We start from the raw sequence: 17,214 nt of genomic DNA on the forward strand, positions 1-17,214 counted from the left end.
GCGACAGGCGGCGCCCCTACCCGGCCAGCCGGGCCAGCGCCGCCCATTGCGCCCCGTTCGGGTCCGCAAGGTCGTCCAGCACCCGGAAATGGTCGCAGCCGGGCACATGCAGCAGCGCCGCCCGCTGCCCCGCCAGCCGGCAGGCCGTCGCATAATCGCCGGACTGCCGGATCAGTTCCGGCAATTCCTCGGCCCCCACGGCGACCAGCATCGGCGCGCCCGCGCCGATATGGCGCTGCGGGCTGCAAGCGGCGATCTCGGCCGCGGTCAGGCGCAGCTTGTCGTTAAGCTGGCCCAGGGCGATCGGCTCCAGCTCGAACAGCCCGCTGATCGCCAGCACCGAGCCGACAGCGGAATGGCCGCGATGCATGGCCGCCAGATGCCCGCCGGCGGAATGCCCGGCCAGGCAAAGCCGCCCGACCCCTGTCGCCGCCAGATGGTCCAGAAGCTGGCCGATCTCGGCCACGATCTGCGTCATCGACGCCTGCGGCGCCAGCGTGTATTCGGCCAGGACCACGTCATGGCCATGCGCCAACGGACCCTGGGCGCAAAAGGCGAAATCCTCCTTGGCGCAGCTTTGCCAATAGCCGCCATGGATGAAGACCAAGACCGGCGCATCCGCCCGGCCGCAGGAAAACCAGTCATAGGTCTGGCGCGCGCCGGGACCATAGCGCAGGTCGCGCCGGCCATTTTGCGCGGCATGGAAAGCCTGGCTGCGGGCGCGGAAATCCCGCATCAGGCCCGGAAAATCCGCAAGCCTGGCGGTATTGCTATAGGCTGCGTCCAGTTCCTGCCGGTTCATGCCCCGATAAAGCGTCATTCACACCCCCAGATAGCGGTCGGCCAGATCGGCGGTCAGATCGGCGATGCCGCCCTGCCAGACCGTCGCGCCGCGTTCCACGATCACCGCGCGGTCGGCGACCAGGGCGATTTCGCGCAGCGACTTGTCCACCAGCAGGATCGACAGCCCCTCGGCTTTCAGCCGCCGCACGGCGCCCCAGATCTCGTGCCGGACGACCGGGGCCAGCCCCTCGGTCGCCTCGTCCAGCACCAGCAGGCGCGGATTGGTCATCAGCGCCCGGCCGATGGCCAGCATCTGCTGTTCGCCCCCCGACAGGGTGCGCGCCACCTGGCCCATGCGTTCCCGCAGCCGCGGAAACAGCGCGCAGACGCGGGCCATGTCCCAGGGGCCGGGGCGGGCGGCGACGGTCAGGTTCTCGGCCACGGTCAGGGGCGCGAAGCAGCGCCGCCCCTCGGGGACCAGCCCGACGCCCAGCCGCGCCACCTTGGGCGCGGTCAGGCCAGCGATGTCGCGGCCGGCCAGGCGCAGGCTGCCGCCCGAATGCGGCATCAGCCGGCTGATGCAGCGGATCGTCGTGGTCTTGCCCATGCCGTTGCGGCCCATCAGCGCCACCACCTCGCCCTGGTCCAGGTCCAGGGTGATGCCGAACAGCGCCTGCACCGGGCCATAGGATGCGGTCACGTCGCGCAGTTCCAGCAGCCGGGTCATGCCTCCTCTCCCAGATAAGAGCGCCGCACCTCGGGATTGGCGCGGATCTCGGCGACGCTGCCGGTGGCGATGACGCGGCCATAGACCAGGACCGAGACGCGGTCGGCCAGCGCAAAGACCGCATCCATGTCATGTTCGACCAGCAGGATCGGCGCTTCGGCGCGCAGGTCCGACAGGATGGCGGTCAATTGCCGCCCGCCCTCCAGCCCCATGCCGGCCATCGGCTCGTCCAGCAGAAAGGCGCGCGGGCGCAGGGCCAGCGCCATGGCGATTTCCAGCTTGCGGCGCTCGCCATGCGACAGCGCCGCGGCGGGGACCAGGTGCCGCCCGGCCAGGCCCGCCTGCTCGATATGGAACAGCGCCGGTTCGGTCAGCTTGCGGTCGGCCAGCGCCGGCCGGTGAAAGCGGAACACCGCGCCGCTGGCCCCGGCCACCGCCAGCATGACGTTTTGCAGCGCGGTGAAATCCGCGATGACCGAGGACACCTGGAAGCTGCGCGCCAGCCCCAGCCGCGCCCGCGCCGCCGCGTCCAGCCCGTCGATCACCTGCCCCTCAAAGCGGATGCTGCCGGCGTCGGGCCGGATCTCGCCCACGATCTGCTTGATCAGCGTGGACTTGCCGGCGCCGTTCGGGCCGATCAGGGCATGGATCTCGCCCGGCCGCAGGTCCAGGCTGACATCGTCGGTCGCCGCCAGCGCGCCAAAGGACTTGCGCAGGCCGCGGATCTCCAGGATGGGGTCGTGCCGCTTGGGTTCAGGCATGGCGGCGCCTTTGCGTAAGTATGCCGATCAGCCCGCCCGGCGCGAACAGCACGATCGCCAGCAGCAACAGGCCCAGCAGCGCCTGCCAGTAATCGCTGACGCCGCCCAGCACATGCTCCAGCAGGATGAAAAGCGCCGCACCCGCGACCGGGCCGCAAAGCCGCCCGACGCCGCCCAGGATGACGAAGACCATGATCTCGCCCGACATGTGCCAGGACAGCATGGCCGGGCTGACGAAGCGGTTGAGATCGGCGTAAAGCGATCCCGCCAGCCCGACGATCATCCCCGACAGCACGAATGCCGTCAGCCGGATCGCATAGGGCCGGATGCCCAAGGCGACGGTGCGCTGGCTGTTCTGCCGCGCCGCCTGCAAGGCCAGGCCGAAACGCGACTGCGTGACCACGGCGGTAAAGACCAGCGCCACCGCCAGCAATGTGGTGCAGATGGCGAAATACTGGATCGGGGCAAAGGTGTTCAGGCCGGGAAAGCTGTTGCGGACATAAAAGCTCAGCCCGTCCTCGCCGCCATAGCGCGGCCAACTGATGGCGAAGTAATAGAGCATCTGCGCAAAGGCCAGCGTCACCATGATGAAATAGACGCCCCAGGTGCGCAAGGACAGCGCGCCGATGACCAGCGCCGCCAGCCCCGCCGCCAGCATGGCCATGGGCCAGATGCCCAGCATTTCGTTGCTGCCCATGACGGTAAAGGGCAGGGTGGCGACCGGCGTGCCCGCGGCGGCATGGCTGGCCAGGATCCCGGTGACATAGCCGCCGATGCCGAAAAAGGCGGCATGGCCAAAGGAAATCAGCCCGCCATAGCCAAGCGCCAGGTTCAGCCCCACCCCGGCCAGGCCAAAGATCGCGGCCTTGGTCGCCAGCGTGACGGTAAAGCCGTTGCCCAGCACATGCGCGCCGATGGCGGTGGCGACCAGCAGGGCCAGGATCGCCAGGTTGACGACAGTGTCGCGGTTCAACGTCATCGCCCGGCCCCCGCCCCGAACAGCCCCTGCGGCCGCAGGATCAGCACCACCGCCATCAGCACATAGATCAGCACCGATGCCAGCGAGGCCCCCACGGTATTGGCGCTGGCGGCGTCCCACATCCGCGACAGCAGCCCCGGCAGCAGCGCCTTGCCCAGCGTGTCGGTCATGCCGACCAGCAGCGCGCCGACGAAGGCACCCTTGATCGAGCCGATGCCGCCGATCACCACCACCACGAAGGCCAGGATCAGCACCGGCTCGCCCATGCCGACCTGCACCGACTGGATGGTGCCGACCAGCGCCCCGGCGAAGCCCGCCAACGCCGCGCCAAGCGCAAAGACGATGGTGTAAAGCCGGGCGATATCCACCCCCAGCGCGCCGATCATCTCGCGGTCCGCCTCGCCGGCGCGGATGCGGATGCCCAGCCGGGTGCGGGCGATCAGCCACCACAGCCCCAGCGCCACCGCCGCGCCAAAGCCGATGATGACCAGCCGGAACAGCGGGTAATGCAGCCCGCCCGGCAGCATGACCGCGCCGGAAAGCGAAGGCGGCAGCGTCAGGTAAAGCGGGAAGGAGCCGAAAAGCCAGCGCGTGCCCTCGGAAAACACCAGGATCAGCGCGAATGTCGCCAGCACCTGGTCCAGGTGGTCGCGGGCGTAAAGCCGCCGGATCACCGCGATCTCGACCAGCGCGCCGGCCGCGGCGGCGGCGACCAGGCTGGCCGCCAGCCCCAGCCAGAACGAGCCGGTGGCCGCCGCCACCGCCGCACAGGCGAATGCCCCGGCCATGTAAAGCGAACCATGCGCCAAGTTGATCAGCCCCATGACGCCGAAGACCAGCGTCAGCCCGGCCGCCATCAGAAACAGCATCATCCCGTATTGCAGGCCGTTCAGCGCCTGCTCGGCCAGAAGCATCACCGCGTTATCCCCCCGATCGCCCTGGGGCCGGGCCTCATCGACCCGGCCCGGCAGGGCTTACATCTTGCACTGCTCGGCATAGGCGTCGCCATGGTCGGCCATGGCCGGGCCGATGATCTTGTTGGTCAGCACGTCGCCTTCCCTGACCACCTCGCGCACGTAATAGTCCTGGATCGGGTGCTGGTTCGGGCCAAAGCGGAACTTGCCGCGTACGCTGGGGAAATCCGCCTGGGCCAAGGCGGCGCGAAAGGCGTCGGCATCGTCCAGATCGGCCTTGGCCATCGCCGACAGCAGCAGGTTCGCCGTGTCATAGGCCTGCGCCGCGTAAAGCGACGGCAGCCGGCCATATTCGGCCTGGAAGGTTTCGACGAATGCCGCGTTCGGCTGGTTCTCCAGGTCCTTGGACCATTGCGCGGTGTTCTTGACCCCCAGCGCGGCATCGCCCACCGCGGGCAGGATGTCCTGACTAAAGCTGAAGGCCGGGCCGATCAGCGGCTTGCCGACGCCGGATTCGGCATATTGCTTCATGAAGGCGATGCCCATGCCGCCGGGCAGGAAGAAGAACACCGCATCCGCGTCGCTGGCGCGGATCTGGGCGATCTCGCCGGCGTAATCGGTCTGGCCGACCTGGGTATAGACCTCGCTGACCACCTCGCCCTTGTAATAGCGCTTGAAGCCCGCCAGCGAATCCTGCCCGGCGGGATAGTTCGGCGCCATGATGAAGACCTTGCCGATGCCGGCATCGGTGGCATGGGCGCCGGCCGCCTCGTGCAGGTTGTCGTTCTGGTAAGAGACCGAGAAATATTTCGGATGGCAGCCCGCCCCCGCCAGTTGCGAGGGCGCGGCATTGGTGGACAGGTAGAACTTGTCCTGCGCCACCGCCGCCGGCACCACCGCCATGGCCAGGTTCGACCAGACGATGCCGGTCAGCACGTCCACCTGGTCCGACTGGATCATCTTGTCGGCGATCTGCACCGCCACGTCCGGTTTCTGCTGGTCGTCCTCGATCACCAGCTCGACCTGTTGGCCCGCCTCGCCCGCGTTCTTCAGCGCCAACAGGAAACCGTCGCGCGTATCGACGCCCAGCCCGGCCCCGCCGCCCGACAGCGTGGTGATCATGCCGACCTTGACGGGTTCGGCCCCTGCCGCCCCGGCCAGGGCGATGGCGGCAGCGCCCCCGATCAGCAACCGTTTCAGTTTCATGGCGAACTCCCTGTTGTAAGCGCGATGGTGCTTTGCATGTCTTTCCGATGCGGGCGCAGGCTGCAACGGCTTTTCCGCCCCGGCCCACATCTGCGGCGGCCGCCAAGGCCCGGCGCGCGGGATATTTACTAGTATGCAAGTATGGTATAGAACCGTCCTGGGGGAAGAATCATGACCATGCAGCCGAATATCGACTTCACGCTTTCGACCGCGCCGCAGGTCCATGAATGGCTGCGCGACGCGATCCTGCGCGGCGAACTGCCCCCCGGCGCCCGTCTCAGCGAGACCGAGATCGCCAACCGCATCGGCGTCAGCCGCCAGCCGGTGCGCGAGGCGTTCATTCGCCTGACCGCCGACGGCCTGGCCGAGGTGCGGCCCCAGCGCGGCACCTATATCCGCCGCATCTCGCTTGCGGCGGTGCTGTCGGCGCGGCTGATCCGCGAGGCGGTGGAAAGCGACCTGATCCGCATGGTGGCCGATCTGGCCGACGACCGGCTGCTGGCCCGTCTCGACCAGGAAATCGCGCAACAGGCCCAGGCCGTCGCGGCGGGCGATGCCGAAACCTTCGTGCGCCTTGACGACCGCTTCCATCGCATGCTGGCCGTGGCCGCCGGGCAAGAGGCGGCATGGGACGTGCTGGAGGGGCTGAAATCCCAGATGAACCGCCTGCGCTACATCACCGCGCGCGCCTTCGACATCAAGAAGCTGATCGGCCAGCATTCCGAGATCGTCGAGGGCCTGCGCCAGCACGACCCGGCCCTGGCCGAAGCCGCCATGCGCCGGCACCTGCGCGAACTGCTCAACGACCTGCCCGGAATCTCGGACAGCCGACCGGAACTTTTCATACCCTAGACCGCATCACCCGGAGGAGAACGATGATCACCCTGAACCGCCGCCGCTTCGCGGCGCTGGCCGTAGCCTGCATGACCGCCGCTTCCGCCATGGGCGCCTCGGCGGCCGAACTGACGCTGAAGCTGGGCCATCTCGCCAACGAACAGAACTCCTGGCACAAGGCGTCGCTGAAATTCGCCGAGGAACTGGACCGCCTGACCGAAGGCCGTATCGCCGTCGAGGTCTTCCCCAACGACTCGCTGGGCCGCGAGATGGACCTGATCAACGGCATGCAACTTGGCACGGTCGAGATGACCATCACCGGCGAAAGCTTGCAGAACTGGGCGCCGATGGCGGCGCTGCTGGCCATTCCCTATGCCTACCAGTCGCTTGAACACATGGATCAGGTCGCCGGCGGCGAGATCGGCAAAGAGATCGAGGCGCAGGTCATCGAACGCGCCCAGGTCCGGCCCATCGGCTATTTCGCCCGCGGCCCGCGCAACCTGACCGCCAACCGCGCCATCACCACCCCGGCCGAGTTGCAGCGGATGCGGCTGCGCGTCCCGAACGTGCCGCTGTTCGTCGATGCCTGGACCGCGCTTGGTGCCCAGCCGACGCCGATGGCGTTCTCCGAGGTCTTCACCTCGCTCCAGAACGGCACCATCGACGGACAGGAAAACCCGCTGGCGCTGATCCAGACCGCCTCGCTGAACGAGGTGCAAAGCCATGTGAACCAGACCGAGCATGTGCGCTCCTGGATCTACCTGACCATCGCCGAGCAGGTCTGGCAAAACCTGTCGGCCGAGGATCAGGCCCATGTGCAAGAAGCGGCCCGCATCGCCCAGGAATTCGAACGCCAGCAGTTCCTGCAAGACGAGGACGCCATCCGCGCCGACCTGGAAGCCAAGGGCATGACCTTTGTCGAGGTGGACCAGAAAGCCTTTGCCGACGGCTCGCGCGATGCGGTGATCAAAAGCGTCGACGAAAGCATCCGCCCCATCGTCGAGGACCTGTTCAACCACTGACCGGAACGGGACGACGCCGGCCGGCGCACAACCGCGCCGGCCGCTTCGTCCCCAAGAGTTTGGAACCATGAAAAACCTGGCATATTTGCAAGGCGGCGTCGCGGCGGTCAGCCGGTTCGTGGTGGGCCTTGCCTTCTTCGTGCTGATCGCCGTGGTCACGCTGCAAATCGTCACCCGCACCTTCGGCCTGCCCTCGCCGGTCTGGACCGAGGAATTGTCGCGCTATCTGCTGCTTTACCTGACCGCATTCGGCATCGGCCTGTCGCTGATGACGGGCGAGCTGGTGAACGTGGACTTGGTGCAGGAAATCATGCCCCCGCGCGCCGCCTGGTGGATGCGCCTGGTCGCGGCGCTCTGCACGGCGGGGCTGGGCCTGGTGATGATCTGGCCGGCCTGGAAATTCACCCGCATCGGCGCCTTTCAGCAATCCCCCAGCCTGCGCTGGCCGATGGACATCATCCACGCCTCGGTGCTGGTGCTGTCGGTGCTGCTGTTCCTGTTCGCGCTGCTGCGCGTGATCGGCATGATCGCCGGCACCGATGACGGCCGCCCCCACCTAGCCGAAGAGGAATAAGCCCTTGGACCTTTTCCTGCTGCTCACCACCTTTGTCGCGACCCTGGCGCTTGGCGTGCCGGTCGCGGTCTGCCTGGGGCTTGCCTCGCTGGCCTATATCCTGTCGGCGGGCCTGCCGGTCGTCATCATCCCGCAGCGCATGTATGCCGGCATGGACGTCTTTGTCCTGCTGTGCATCCCCGGCTTCATCCTGGCCGGCAACCTGATGAATTTCGGCGGCATCACCGAACGCATCATCCGCCTGGCCAATGCCATGGTGGGCTGGATGCGCGGCGGCCTGGCCATGGCCAACGTCGCCGATTCGATGATGTTCGGCGGCGTCTCGGGCACGGCCGTCGCCGATGTCGCGGCGACCGGCGGCGTCATGATCCCCGGCATGAAGAAATCCGGCTATCCCGGCGATTTCGCCGCCGCCATCACCGCCGCCTCGGCCACGGTGGGGCCGATGCTGCCGCCCAGCGTGCCGATGATCATCGTCGGCGCCCTGTCGGGCATCTCGGTCGGCAAGCTGTTCCTGGCCGGTGCGGTGCCGGGCGTGCTGATGGGCTTCGGCATGGCGATCACCTGCTATATCCTGGCCGTGCGCCGCAACTATCCGCGCCAGGAATGGCAGGGCTTTCGCGAACTGATCGCAGCCTTCCTTGCCGCGTTCTGGGCGCTGGCCATGACCGGGCTGATCATCGGCGGGCTGCTGACCGGCATCGCGACGCCGACCGAAACCGCCATCGTCGCCTGCCTTTACGCCTTTGTCGTCGGTGCCTTCGTCTATCGCGAATTGCCGATCCGCGCGGTGCCGCGCATCGTCGTCAACAGCGCCGTTTCCTCGGCCGGCATCCTGGCGCTGGTGGGGTTCGCCAACGTCTTCGGCTCGATCCTGGCGTCCGAGCGCATCCCGCAGATGCTGGTCAGCAGCGTCCTGGCGATCACCGATAACCCGATTCTGGTCATCCTGCTGATCAACGTGCTGCTGCTGTGCATCGGCATGTTCATGGAAACCATCGCCGCGCTCATCATCCTGTTCGTGCCCCTGCTGGGCCTGGCGACCAGCGTCGGGATCGAGCCGTTGCATTTCGCCACCTTCGCGGTCTTGAACCTGATGATCGGCCTGACCACGCCGCCGGTGGGCGTCTGCCTGTTCGTCGCCTGCAACATCGCGCGCGAGCCGCTGGCCAAGGTGATCAGCGCGGTCATCCCCTTCCTGATCTCGAACATCCTGGTGCTGCTGCTGGTGTCCTATTACCCGCCCTTCGCCACCTGGCTGCCGAACACGCTGATGGGGAACTGACATGAGCCATGATATCGCCTGCCGCCTGCATGCGGCCCATGACCTGCGGATCGAGCCGCTGGCCGATCCGCAACCCCAGCCCGGCGCGGCGCTGGTCCGGGTGCTGCGCGGCGGCATCTGCGGCTCGGACCTGCATTACTATCACGACGGCGGCTTCGGCCCGGTCCGGGTGCGCCAGCCCATCGTGCTGGGCCACGAGGCCGCGGGCGTGGTGGAAAGCGCGCCCGAGGGCTCGGGCCTCGTGGCCGGGCAACTGGTGGCGCTGTCGCCTTCGCGCCCCTGCGGCGACTGCGACTATTGCCGCGCGGGCCAGGAACGGCATTGCCTGAACATGCGCTTCAGCGGCTCGGCCATGCGGCTTCCGCATGAGGACGGGTTTTTCCGCAACCGGCTCTATCACCCGCTGGACCAATGCCTGCCGCTGCCCGACGGGGCCGACGCCCAGGCCGCGGCGGGGGCCGAGCCGCTGGCCGTCTGCCTGCACGCGCTTGGCATGGCCCCCGACCTGTCCGGCCAGCGGGTGCTGATCACCGGCGCCGGTCCCATCGGCGCGATCTGCACCGCGCTCGCCCGGCTGCGCGGCGCGGCGCAGATCGTGGTGACGGATGTGCAGGACTTCACGCTTGGGATCGCCCGCCGCATGGGCGCCGACCGGGCGGTGAACGTGGCCGAAGATGCCGACGCCCTGGCCGACCTGGCCCAGGGCAAGGGCCAGATCGACCTGGTGCTGGAATGTTCGGCCAATCCCCATGCCATCGCGCAGGCCATCACCCTGGCGCGGCCGCAGGCCACCATGGTGCAGATCGGCGTCGGCGGCACCCTGCCCCTGCCCCTGAACCTGATCGTCGCCAAGGAACTGCGCCTGGTCGGCACCCACCGCTTCGACCGCGAATTCGCGCAGGCCGTGGCCATGATCGGCGCCGGCCAGATCGACCTGTCGCCCATGGTCACGCAGGTCCTGCCGGCGGCCCAGGCGCAGCGCGCCTTCGACCTGGCCGGCGACCGGGCGCAGGCGGTCAAGGTGCAGCTGGATTTCGGGGCCTGAACCCATGCCGGTCATCACCGAGATCGAGGACCTGCGCCGCCTGCACCGGCGGCGCGTCCCGCGCATGTTCTACGATTACGTCGATGTCGGCGCCTGGACCGGCGGCACCTATCGCGCCAACCACGCCGATTTCGAACGTATCCTGGTGCGCCAGCGCGTGGCCCGCAACATCGAATCCCGCAGCCTTGCCACCACCATGCTGGGCCAGCCGGTCTCGATGCCGCTGGCGCTGGCCCCGGTGGGCCTTTTGGGCATGCAGCACCCGGACGGCGAAATCCACGCCGCCCGCGCCGCGCATGCCGCCGGCGTGCCCTTTACCCTGTCCACCATGTCCATGTGTTCGCTGGAAGACGTGGCCGCCGCGACCGGCGCGCCGTTCTGGTTCCAGCTTTACACCCTGCGGGACGAAGAGTTCCTGGACAATATCCTGGACCGCGCCCGCCGCGCCGGGGTGACGGCGCTGGTGCTGACGCTGGACCTGACCATCCAGGGCCAGCGCCATAAGGACCTCAAGAACCGCATGACCGCGCCGCCGCGGCTGTCGCTGCCGAACCTGATCGACATTGCGCTGCATCCCCGCTGGGCGCTGGGGATGCTGGGCACGCGCCGGCGCAGCTTCGGCAATATCGTCGGCCATGCCCGCGGCGTCGACAGCCTGGGCGACCTGATGGACTGGACGGCGCGCCAGTTCGACCAGCGGCTGGACTGGGCGCGGGTGGAACAGATCATCCGCAAATGGGGCGGGCCGGTGATCCTGAAAGGCATCAACGACCCCGAGGACGCGCGCCGCGCCCGCGACACCGGCTGCGACGCGATCCTGGTCTCGAACCACGGCGGGCGACAGCTCGACGGCGCGCCCTCGACCATCCGCGCCCTGCCGGCGATCCGGCGCGCGGTCGGGCCAGAGTTCCCGCTTTATCTCGACGGCGGCGTCCAGTCGGGACAACAGGCGCTCAAGGCCATCGCCCTGGGCGCGAACGGCGTGTTTATCGGCCGCGCCTTTACCTATGGGCTGGGCGCCATGGGGCAAAAGGGCGTCGCGACGGCGCTGGCCATCCTGCGCCGCGAAATGGACATCACCATGGCGCTGTGCGGCGTCAACGACATCAAGGATTTCGGTCCCGGCTGCCTGTGGCCGGACGACCGCGGCAATGCCGCCTGAGAAACAAGGAAACGTGAAATGCGACATACCTGGCGCTGGTTCGGCCCCAAGGATCGGGTCTCGATCGACGACATGCTGCAAGCGGGGGTCCAGGGCGTGGTCTCGGCCCTGCACCACATCCCGACCGGCGCCGTCTGGACGCCCGAGGAAATCGCCCGCCGGCAGGCCGATCTGGCGCTGATGACCGACGGCGCGCCCTCGGGCCTGAAATGGGAGGTGGTTGAAAGCCTGCCGGTCAGCGAGGCGATCAAGACCCAGACCGGCGAGTGGCGCGCCCATGTCGCGAACTGGATCACCTCGATGCGGCATCTGAAGGACGCCGGGATCGAGGTGATCTGCTATAACTTCATGCCGGTCCTGGACTGGACGCGCACCGACCTGGTCTGGCGGCGGCCCAATGGCGCGCGCTGCATGCGCTTCGACTTTACCGATTTCGCCGCCTTCGACATCCATATCCTGCAACGCCGCGGCGCGGCCGAGGATTTCCCCCAAGACATCCGCGAAGAAGCCGCCCGCCGCTTTGCCCAGATGGACGACGCCCGGCGCGAGCAATTGGCCGGCAACGTGGTCTTCGGCCTGCCCGGCGCGGCCGAGCATTTCAGCCTGGACGACGTGCGGGCGCTGCTGGAAAGCTATGCCCCCGTCACCGACGCGGTGCTGCGCCGGCATTTCCACGACTTCCTGGAACAGGTGGTCCCGGTCGCGCAGGAGATCGGGGTGCGGCTCTGCTGCCATCCCGACGACCCGCCCTTTGCCCTGCTGGGCCTGCCCCGCGTCATGTCGACCGAGGCCGATTACGCCGAACGCATGGCCGCCGTGGACCTGCCGGCGAACGGCATCACGCTTTGCTCGGGCTCGCTTGGCGCGCGGCCGGACAACGACCTGCCCGGCATGATGGAGCGGCTGGGCGAGCGGGTGCATTTCCTGCACCTGCGCAACGTGCGCCGCGACACCGACGCGATCCGCGGTTCCTTCTTCGAGGATGAACATCTGGGCGGCCAGACCGACATGGTGGCGCTGGTCGCCGCCGTCCTGCGCGAGGAAGCCCGCCGCCGCGAAGCCGGCCGCGCCGATGCCGTGATCCCGATGCGCCCCGACCACGGCCAGGACATCCTGGACGATATCGGCCGCGGCGGCCAGCCGGGCTATCCCGCCATCGGCCGGCTCAAGGGCCTGGCGGAACTGCGCGGGGTCGAACTGGCGCTGGCCCACGGGGCGCGGCCATGACGCCGCGCCTGACCGGGCTTGCCGACCTGCCGCCCGGCGTCGCGCGCCCGCGCTATGACCGCGCGGCGCATGGCGTGGGCATCCTGCACCTGGGCCTGGGCGCGTTCCACCGCGCGCATCAGGCGGTTTACACCGACGACGCGCTGGCGGCCCAGGGCGGCGACTGGCGCATCCTTGGCGCCAACCTGCGCAGCCGCGACATCCCGGATGCGCTGAACGCGCAAGACGGGCTGTTCACCGTGCTGGAGCGTTCGGACAGCGACCGGGCGCGGGTGATCGGCGCGCATGGCCCGGCCATCGGCGGCGATGCGGCGGCGATCCTGCGCGCCGCCTGCGATCCGGCGATCCGCATCCTGTCGCTGACCGTCTCGGAAAAGGCTTACGGCATCGACCGCGCCGCCATGGATGCGGATCCGGCCCATCCGGCGGTCGCGGCCGACCTGGCGCAGCCGCAGGCGCCGCAGGGCGTGCTGGGCATCATCGCCGCCGCCCTGGCCGCGCGGCGCGACGCCGGCACCCCCGCTTTTACCGTGCTAAGCTGCGACAACCTGCCCGACAACGGCGCGCTGCTGCGCGCCGGCGTGCTGGGCTTTGCCCGCCGCCGCGACCCCGACCTGGCCGGCTGGATCGCCGATCACGTGGCCTTTCCGGCCACCATGGTGGACCGCATCACCCCCGCCACGACCCCGCGCACCCTGGCCGATGCCCAGGCGCTGACCGGCCATAGCGACCTGGCCGCGGTCGAGACCGAGCCCTTCAGCCAATGGGTGATCGAGGATCATTTCCCCCAGGGCCGCCCGGCATGGCAGGCCGGCGGCGCGCTGTTCGTCCAGGATGTCCGCCCCTATGAGGCGATGAAGCTGCGGATGCTGAACGGCAGCCATTCGCTGATCGCCTATGCCGGGCAGATGCTGGGCATGCCCCATGTCCGCGACACCATGGCCGATCCGGCGCTGGCGGCGCTGGTCCGCCGCCACATGCAGGCGGCGGGCGCGACCCTGCCGCGGGGCGCCGGGCTTGACCCGCAATCCTATGCCGCGGCGCTGCTGGCGCGCTTTGCCAACCCGGCCATCGCCCACCAGACCCGGCAGATCGCCATGGACGGCAGCGAAAAGCTGCCGCAGCGCTGGTTCGCCCCCGCCGCCGAATTGCTGCGACAGGGCGGCGACGCCCGCCCCTTTGCCTTTGCCACCGCGATCTGGCTGGCCTGGCTGGCGGCGCAGGACCAGGCCCCCGACGATCCGCGCGGCCCGGTGCTGCTGGACCTGGCCCGCCAGGCGGGCGAGGATGACGCGGTCCTGACCCGCTCGGTCCTGGCGCTGCCGGGGCTGGCGCCGGCGGATCTGGCTGGGAATGCCGGCTTTGCCGACGCCGTGCGGCAGGCCGTCACCCATATCCGCCGCGACGGATTGCGCGCGGCCATGGCGACGGAGTTGGCATCGTGACCGGAAAATCCATCCTTTCCATCGGCGAGGCGATGGTGGAACTGTCGCCCTCGGGACAGGACGGGCTGTGGCGGCTGGGCATCGCCGGCGACACGCTGAACACCGCCTGGTATCTGCGCCGCCTGCTGCCCGCCGATTGGCGCGTCGCCTATTGCAGCCGCGTGGGCTTGGGCGAATTTTCCCAGCAGATGGTCGATTTCCTGACGGCCGAGGGGATCGACGCCGCCCATGTCACCCGCGACGGGCAACGCGAGATCGCGCTTTACGCCATCTCGCTTAAGGATGGCGAGCGCAGCTTCAGCTATTGGCGCGACAGTTCGGCGGCCAGGGGGCTGGCCGACGACCCGGCCGCGCTGGAGGCGGCGCTTGACGGCGCGGGCATCGCCTATCTGTCCGGCATCACCCTGGCGATCCTGCCGCCCGCCGGCCGCGCCCGGCTGATCCAGGCGCTGAAGGCCGCGCGCCAGGCCGGCACCCAGGTGGTCTTCGACCCCAACCTGCGGCCCCGGCTATGGCCCGACCTTGACACCATGCGCCAGCAGATCCAGGCGGCGGCAGCGGTCTCGGACCTGCTCCTGCCCAGTTTCGACGACGAGCGCGACCATTTCGGCGATGCCGATCCGCAGGCGACGGTGGCGCGCTACCTGGCCTGCGGCGCCGGGCAGGTCGTGGTCAAGGCCGGCGGCGACCCGGTGATCTATGGCGGGTGCCAGGGCGCGGGCCTGGTCAAGGACCTGCCGCGCGAAATCCCGGTCGATACCACCGCCGCCGGCGACAGCTTCAACGCCGGCTACCTGGCCGCGCGCCTGCAAGGCCAGGACATCCCCGCCGCAATCCGCAGCGGGCACGAGCTTGGCCGCAAGGTCATCCGCCATCGCGGCGCCCTGGTGCCCCAGGCGCTGGCCACCGGCTGATCCGCGCCGCGCCACGGAAAACGGACCAGCCCGCCCGCCTGCCCCTGGGGGCCATGCGGGCGGGCGTCCGCTCAGCCCTCGCCCATGCCCTCGGCCGGCTTGGTGGCGGTGCCCGAGCGCACCTTTTCCTCGATCCGGCGGCCGGTCTCGGCGTCGATGCTTTTCCAATAGTCAAAGGCCCGGCCCAGCACCGGCTCGCGCACCCCGCCCAGCAGGCTGCCTGCGACCGTGTCGACCAGGGCGGCGCGCTGCGCCTCGTCCATGACGTCGCGCACCAGGATGCCGGGCTGGGTAAAGTCGTCATCGTCAGCGCGCAGGGCATAGGCGCTGCGGACCATGGCGCCGTCGGCCTCCCACCCGTCGGGCACCGGGCCGGTGTCGTCGGCCCAGGGCCGGCCGGCGCTGTTCGGGGCATAGGTGGGCGCGCTGCCGCTGTGGTGATAGGCCATCTGCCCGTCGAACATATAGCTGTTCACCGCCACCTTGGGCTGGTTCACCGGCAATTGGTGGAAATTCGTGCCGATGCGGTTCCGCTGCGCGTCGTTATAGGCGAAGGCGCGGCCCAGCAGCATCTTGTCCGGCGACAGGCCGATGCCGGGAACCGTATTGCCCGGCGAAAAGGCCGCCTGCTCGATCTGGGCAAAGAAGTTCTCGGGGTTACGGTTCAGCACCATCCGGCCGACCCGGATCAGCGGATAATCGGCATGCGGCCAGGTCTTGGTCAGGTCGAACGGGTTGATCCGATAGGTCCGGGCATCCTCATAGGGCATGACCTGCACCGACAGGATCCAGGCCGGGTGATCGCCGCGCGCGATGGCGTCGAACAGGTCGCGGCGGTGGAAATCGGCATCGGCGCCGGCCATCTCCGCGGCCTCGGCATTGCTGAAGAACGCCATGCCCTGTTCGGTGTGGAAATGATACTTGACCCAGAACCGCTCGCCCGCCGCATTGACCCACATATAGGTATGCGAGCCATAGCCGTTCATGTTGCGCCAGGTGCGCGGCAGCCCGCGCTGGCCCATCAGATAGGTGACCTGATGCGCGCTTTCGGGATTGTTGGTCCAGAAATCCCATTGCATGTGGTTGTCGCGCAGGCCGGAATCGCCCAGCCGCTTCTGGCTGCGGATGAAATGCGGGAATTTCATCGGGTCGCGGACAAAGAAGATGGGCGTGTTGTTGCCCACCAGGTCGTAATTGCCCTGGGTCGTATAGAATTTCAGCGAAAAGCCGCGCACGTCGCGCCAGGTGTCGGGGCTGCCCATCTCGCCCGCCACGGTCGAGAACCGCGCCAGCATCTCGGTCGAGGCGCCCTTCTGGAACAGCGCGGCGCGGGTATAGGCCGACACGTCCTCGGTCGTCTCGAAGATGCCGAAGGCGCCGGCGCCTTTGGCATGGGGCTGGCGCTCGGGGACCTTTTCGCGGTTGAAATGCGCCATCTGCTCCAGGAAATGCACGTCGTGCAGCAGGATGGGGCCGTCGGTGCCGATGGTCAGCGAATTGCGGTCGCTTGGCGCGGGCGCGCCGGCGCCGGTGGTGGACGGCACGGCGCGGCTGTCCGTGGATTTGCCTTGATCTGACATGGTGCCTCCTGACAGGTCTTGGAATAACGCGGGGGCCAAAGCGGCGGCCCCGCATCACCGTAATCGGCCTTGGCGCGGAAGTCTCGCCCCAAGGTGGCTGCGCGGCCCGGCCGGCGGCCCAAAGCAGGCGGCCCCCCGGCCGGGCCTAGGCCGGATAGCCGAAGGTTTCGAAATCGCGGGCGTAATGGTCGCGGACGCGGATGCGGTCGGCGGGGCTCCAGTCGATGTCCAGCGGGTCCGAGCGCAGCTCATGCGGGTTTTGCGCGGGCGGCGCGACGCCCAGCCGCCCGGCCACGGCCGCCAATGGCGCAGAGAGCCCGTCTTCCAGCTTGAAGACCTCGACATCCTTGCCCAGGAACTCCCATTGCGGGCGCAGGTGGTTGTCCAGATGGAACTTGGCGCGCCGCTGCTGGTCCAGGTTTTCCTCGATCCAGGCCGAGAAGGCCGGCAGCCCTTTCCAGAAACTGTCCTTGGCCAGTTGCGCGCGCATCCGATATTCGCTTTCCAGCCGGTGATAGGGGTTGCGCACGATGGTAAAGGCGTAATCGAAAAACCCCTCGCCCAGCAGCGCCTGGATGTCCTGGGCGCGATAATGCTGGGGCGTGCAGCGGCTGGCATGGGGAATGCCCATGGAAAACAGCCGCAGAGGCGCGATGCCCTTCATCCAGCTCTCGACCGAGGTGCCCCCCGCCTTGGGGATATGGATGAAAAGGATGCGCTGGCCGTTATGCTGGATGAAGGGCATGGATTATGCCT

17 protein-coding genes are annotated in these 17,214 nt (G+C 68.6%); 9 read left to right on the top strand and 8 right to left on the bottom strand.

Features of this window, described 5'->3' with window-relative positions; all coding sequences use genetic code 11:
* Window positions 1-16: 16 nt before the first annotated feature.
* From F3H32_RS12555 to F3H32_RS12580, 6 genes are read right to left on the bottom strand one after another with little or no spacing between them, the layout of a single operon-like run.
* Window positions 17-820 carry an alpha/beta hydrolase gene (locus F3H32_RS12555; RefSeq protein WP_149766149.1) on the bottom strand — a complete coding sequence of 268 codons (804 nt, stop codon included), beginning with the start codon at window positions 818-820 and terminating at the stop codon, window positions 17-19.
* Window positions 821-1,510, bottom strand: a complete 690-nt coding sequence (locus F3H32_RS12560; RefSeq protein ID WP_149766150.1) for an ABC transporter ATP-binding protein — start codon at window positions 1,508-1,510, stop codon at window positions 821-823. It abuts the gene before it with no gap.
* On the bottom strand, window positions 1,507-2,271 hold the full coding sequence (locus F3H32_RS12565) for an ABC transporter ATP-binding protein (protein ID WP_149766151.1): 765 nt from the start codon (window positions 2,269-2,271) through the stop codon (window positions 1,507-1,509). Before F3H32_RS12565 ends, F3H32_RS12560 begins: the two co-directional genes overlap by 4 nt.
* A complete protein-coding gene (locus F3H32_RS12570; protein ID WP_149766152.1) occupies window positions 2,264-3,250 on the bottom strand; it encodes a branched-chain amino acid ABC transporter permease in 987 nt (328 codons plus the stop codon). Before F3H32_RS12570 ends, F3H32_RS12565 begins: the two co-directional genes overlap by 8 nt.
* Window positions 3,247-4,164, bottom strand: coding sequence for a branched-chain amino acid ABC transporter permease (locus F3H32_RS12575; protein WP_149766153.1), 918 nt, complete (start codon window positions 4,162-4,164; stop codon window positions 3,247-3,249). The genes F3H32_RS12570 and F3H32_RS12575 overlap by 4 nt, the downstream gene beginning before the upstream one ends.
* A gap of 60 nt (window positions 4,165-4,224) precedes the next feature.
* Entirely contained in the window at window positions 4,225-5,370 is a 1,146-nt protein-coding gene (locus F3H32_RS12580) for an ABC transporter substrate-binding protein (RefSeq protein WP_149766154.1), read from the bottom strand.
* A 171-nt stretch (window positions 5,371-5,541) separates the two neighbouring features.
* Here F3H32_RS12580 and F3H32_RS12585 point away from each other — a divergent pair, with 171 nt between their 5' ends.
* From F3H32_RS12585 to F3H32_RS12625, 9 genes are all read left to right on the top strand, one after another.
* A complete protein-coding gene (locus tag F3H32_RS12585; RefSeq protein ID WP_149766155.1) occupies window positions 5,542-6,222 on the top strand; it encodes a GntR family transcriptional regulator in 681 nt (226 codons plus the stop codon).
* Between the two features lie 23 nt (window positions 6,223-6,245).
* A complete protein-coding gene (locus tag F3H32_RS12590; protein WP_149766156.1) occupies window positions 6,246-7,226 on the top strand; it encodes a TRAP transporter substrate-binding protein in 981 nt (326 codons plus the stop codon).
* A 67-nt stretch (window positions 7,227-7,293) separates the two neighbouring features.
* Complete coding sequence (locus F3H32_RS12595; RefSeq protein WP_149766157.1) at window positions 7,294-7,800, top strand: TRAP transporter small permease; 507 nt, start codon at window positions 7,294-7,296, stop codon at window positions 7,798-7,800.
* Window positions 7,801-7,804: 4 nt separating this feature from the next.
* Window positions 7,805-9,085: a TRAP transporter large permease gene (locus F3H32_RS12600; protein ID WP_149766158.1), complete on the top strand. Its 1,281-nt coding sequence runs from the start codon at window positions 7,805-7,807 to the stop codon at window positions 9,083-9,085.
* A 1-nt stretch (window position 9,086) separates the two neighbouring features.
* Window positions 9,087-10,130: an L-idonate 5-dehydrogenase gene (locus F3H32_RS12605; protein ID WP_149766159.1), complete on the top strand. Its 1,044-nt coding sequence runs from the start codon at window positions 9,087-9,089 to the stop codon at window positions 10,128-10,130.
* 4 nt (window positions 10,131-10,134) lie between these two features.
* Window positions 10,135-11,292, top strand: coding sequence for an alpha-hydroxy acid oxidase (locus F3H32_RS12610; RefSeq protein WP_149766160.1), 1,158 nt, complete (start codon window positions 10,135-10,137; stop codon window positions 11,290-11,292).
* 18 nt (window positions 11,293-11,310) lie between these two features.
* Window positions 11,311-12,519, top strand: a complete 1,209-nt coding sequence (gene uxuA, locus F3H32_RS12615; RefSeq protein ID WP_149766161.1) for a mannonate dehydratase — start codon at window positions 11,311-11,313, stop codon at window positions 12,517-12,519.
* A complete protein-coding gene (locus F3H32_RS12620; RefSeq protein ID WP_149766162.1) occupies window positions 12,516-13,964 on the top strand; it encodes a mannitol dehydrogenase family protein in 1,449 nt (482 codons plus the stop codon). Before uxuA ends, F3H32_RS12620 begins: the two co-directional genes overlap by 4 nt.
* On the top strand, window positions 13,961-14,878 hold the full coding sequence (locus F3H32_RS12625) for a sugar kinase (protein ID WP_149766163.1): 918 nt from the start codon (window positions 13,961-13,963) through the stop codon (window positions 14,876-14,878). Before F3H32_RS12620 ends, F3H32_RS12625 begins: the two co-directional genes overlap by 4 nt.
* A 71-nt stretch (window positions 14,879-14,949) precedes the next feature.
* On the opposite strand, the gene F3H32_RS12630 is transcribed toward F3H32_RS12625, so the two are convergent.
* Together F3H32_RS12630 and F3H32_RS12635 are read right to left on the bottom strand one after the other, a co-directional pair.
* Window positions 14,950-16,458, bottom strand: coding sequence for a catalase (locus F3H32_RS12630; protein ID WP_149766164.1), 1,509 nt, complete (start codon window positions 16,456-16,458; stop codon window positions 14,950-14,952).
* 145 nt (window positions 16,459-16,603) lie between these two features.
* The gene (locus F3H32_RS12635) at window positions 16,604-17,203 is read right to left on the bottom strand and encodes a sulfotransferase family 2 domain-containing protein (RefSeq protein ID WP_149766165.1); all 600 of its coding nucleotides are present in this window, start codon (window positions 17,201-17,203) and stop codon (window positions 16,604-16,606) included.
* Window positions 17,204-17,214: the final 11 nt, after the last annotated feature.

It is taken from the genome of Paracoccus thiocyanatus, assembly GCF_900156255.1.
In the GTDB taxonomy this organism is placed as follows: Bacteria; Pseudomonadota; Alphaproteobacteria; order Rhodobacterales; family Rhodobacteraceae; genus Paracoccus; species Paracoccus thiocyanatus.

What these genes read in the sequence shown, in the direction of transcription:
- F3H32_RS12620 (WP_149766162.1), top strand. Translation starts at nt 12,516, where the DNA reads ATGACGCCGCGCCTGACCGGGCTTGCCGACCTGCCGCCCGGCGTCGCG.
- F3H32_RS12610 (WP_149766160.1), top strand. Translation starts at nt 10,135, where the DNA reads ATGCCGGTCATCACCGAGATCGAGGACCTGCGCCGCCTGCACCGGCGG.
- F3H32_RS12580 (WP_149766154.1), bottom strand. Translation starts at nt 5,370, where the DNA reads ATGAAACTGAAACGGTTGCTGATCGGGGGCGCTGCCGCCATCGCCCTG.
- F3H32_RS12565 (WP_149766151.1), bottom strand. Translation starts at nt 2,271, where the DNA reads ATGCCTGAACCCAAGCGGCACGACCCCATCCTGGAGATCCGCGGCCTG.
- F3H32_RS12590 (WP_149766156.1), top strand. Translation starts at nt 6,246, where the DNA reads ATGATCACCCTGAACCGCCGCCGCTTCGCGGCGCTGGCCGTAGCCTGC.
- F3H32_RS12575 (WP_149766153.1), bottom strand. Translation starts at nt 4,164, where the DNA reads ATGCTTCTGGCCGAGCAGGCGCTGAACGGCCTGCAATACGGGATGATG.
- F3H32_RS12630 (WP_149766164.1), bottom strand. Translation starts at nt 16,458, where the DNA reads ATGTCAGATCAAGGCAAATCCACGGACAGCCGCGCCGTGCCGTCCACC.
- F3H32_RS12570 (WP_149766152.1), bottom strand. Translation starts at nt 3,250, where the DNA reads ATGACGTTGAACCGCGACACTGTCGTCAACCTGGCGATCCTGGCCCTG.
- F3H32_RS12560 (WP_149766150.1), bottom strand. Translation starts at nt 1,510, where the DNA reads ATGACCCGGCTGCTGGAACTGCGCGACGTGACCGCATCCTATGGCCCG.
- uxuA (WP_149766161.1), top strand. Translation starts at nt 11,311, where the DNA reads ATGCGACATACCTGGCGCTGGTTCGGCCCCAAGGATCGGGTCTCGATC.
- F3H32_RS12595 (WP_149766157.1), top strand. Translation starts at nt 7,294, where the DNA reads ATGAAAAACCTGGCATATTTGCAAGGCGGCGTCGCGGCGGTCAGCCGG.
- F3H32_RS12635 (WP_149766165.1), bottom strand. Translation starts at nt 17,203, where the DNA reads ATGCCCTTCATCCAGCATAACGGCCAGCGCATCCTTTTCATCCATATC.
- F3H32_RS12605 (WP_149766159.1), top strand. Translation starts at nt 9,087, where the DNA reads ATGAGCCATGATATCGCCTGCCGCCTGCATGCGGCCCATGACCTGCGG.
- F3H32_RS12555 (WP_149766149.1), bottom strand. Translation starts at nt 820, where the DNA reads ATGACGCTTTATCGGGGCATGAACCGGCAGGAACTGGACGCAGCCTAT.
- F3H32_RS12585 (WP_149766155.1), top strand. Translation starts at nt 5,542, where the DNA reads ATGACCATGCAGCCGAATATCGACTTCACGCTTTCGACCGCGCCGCAG.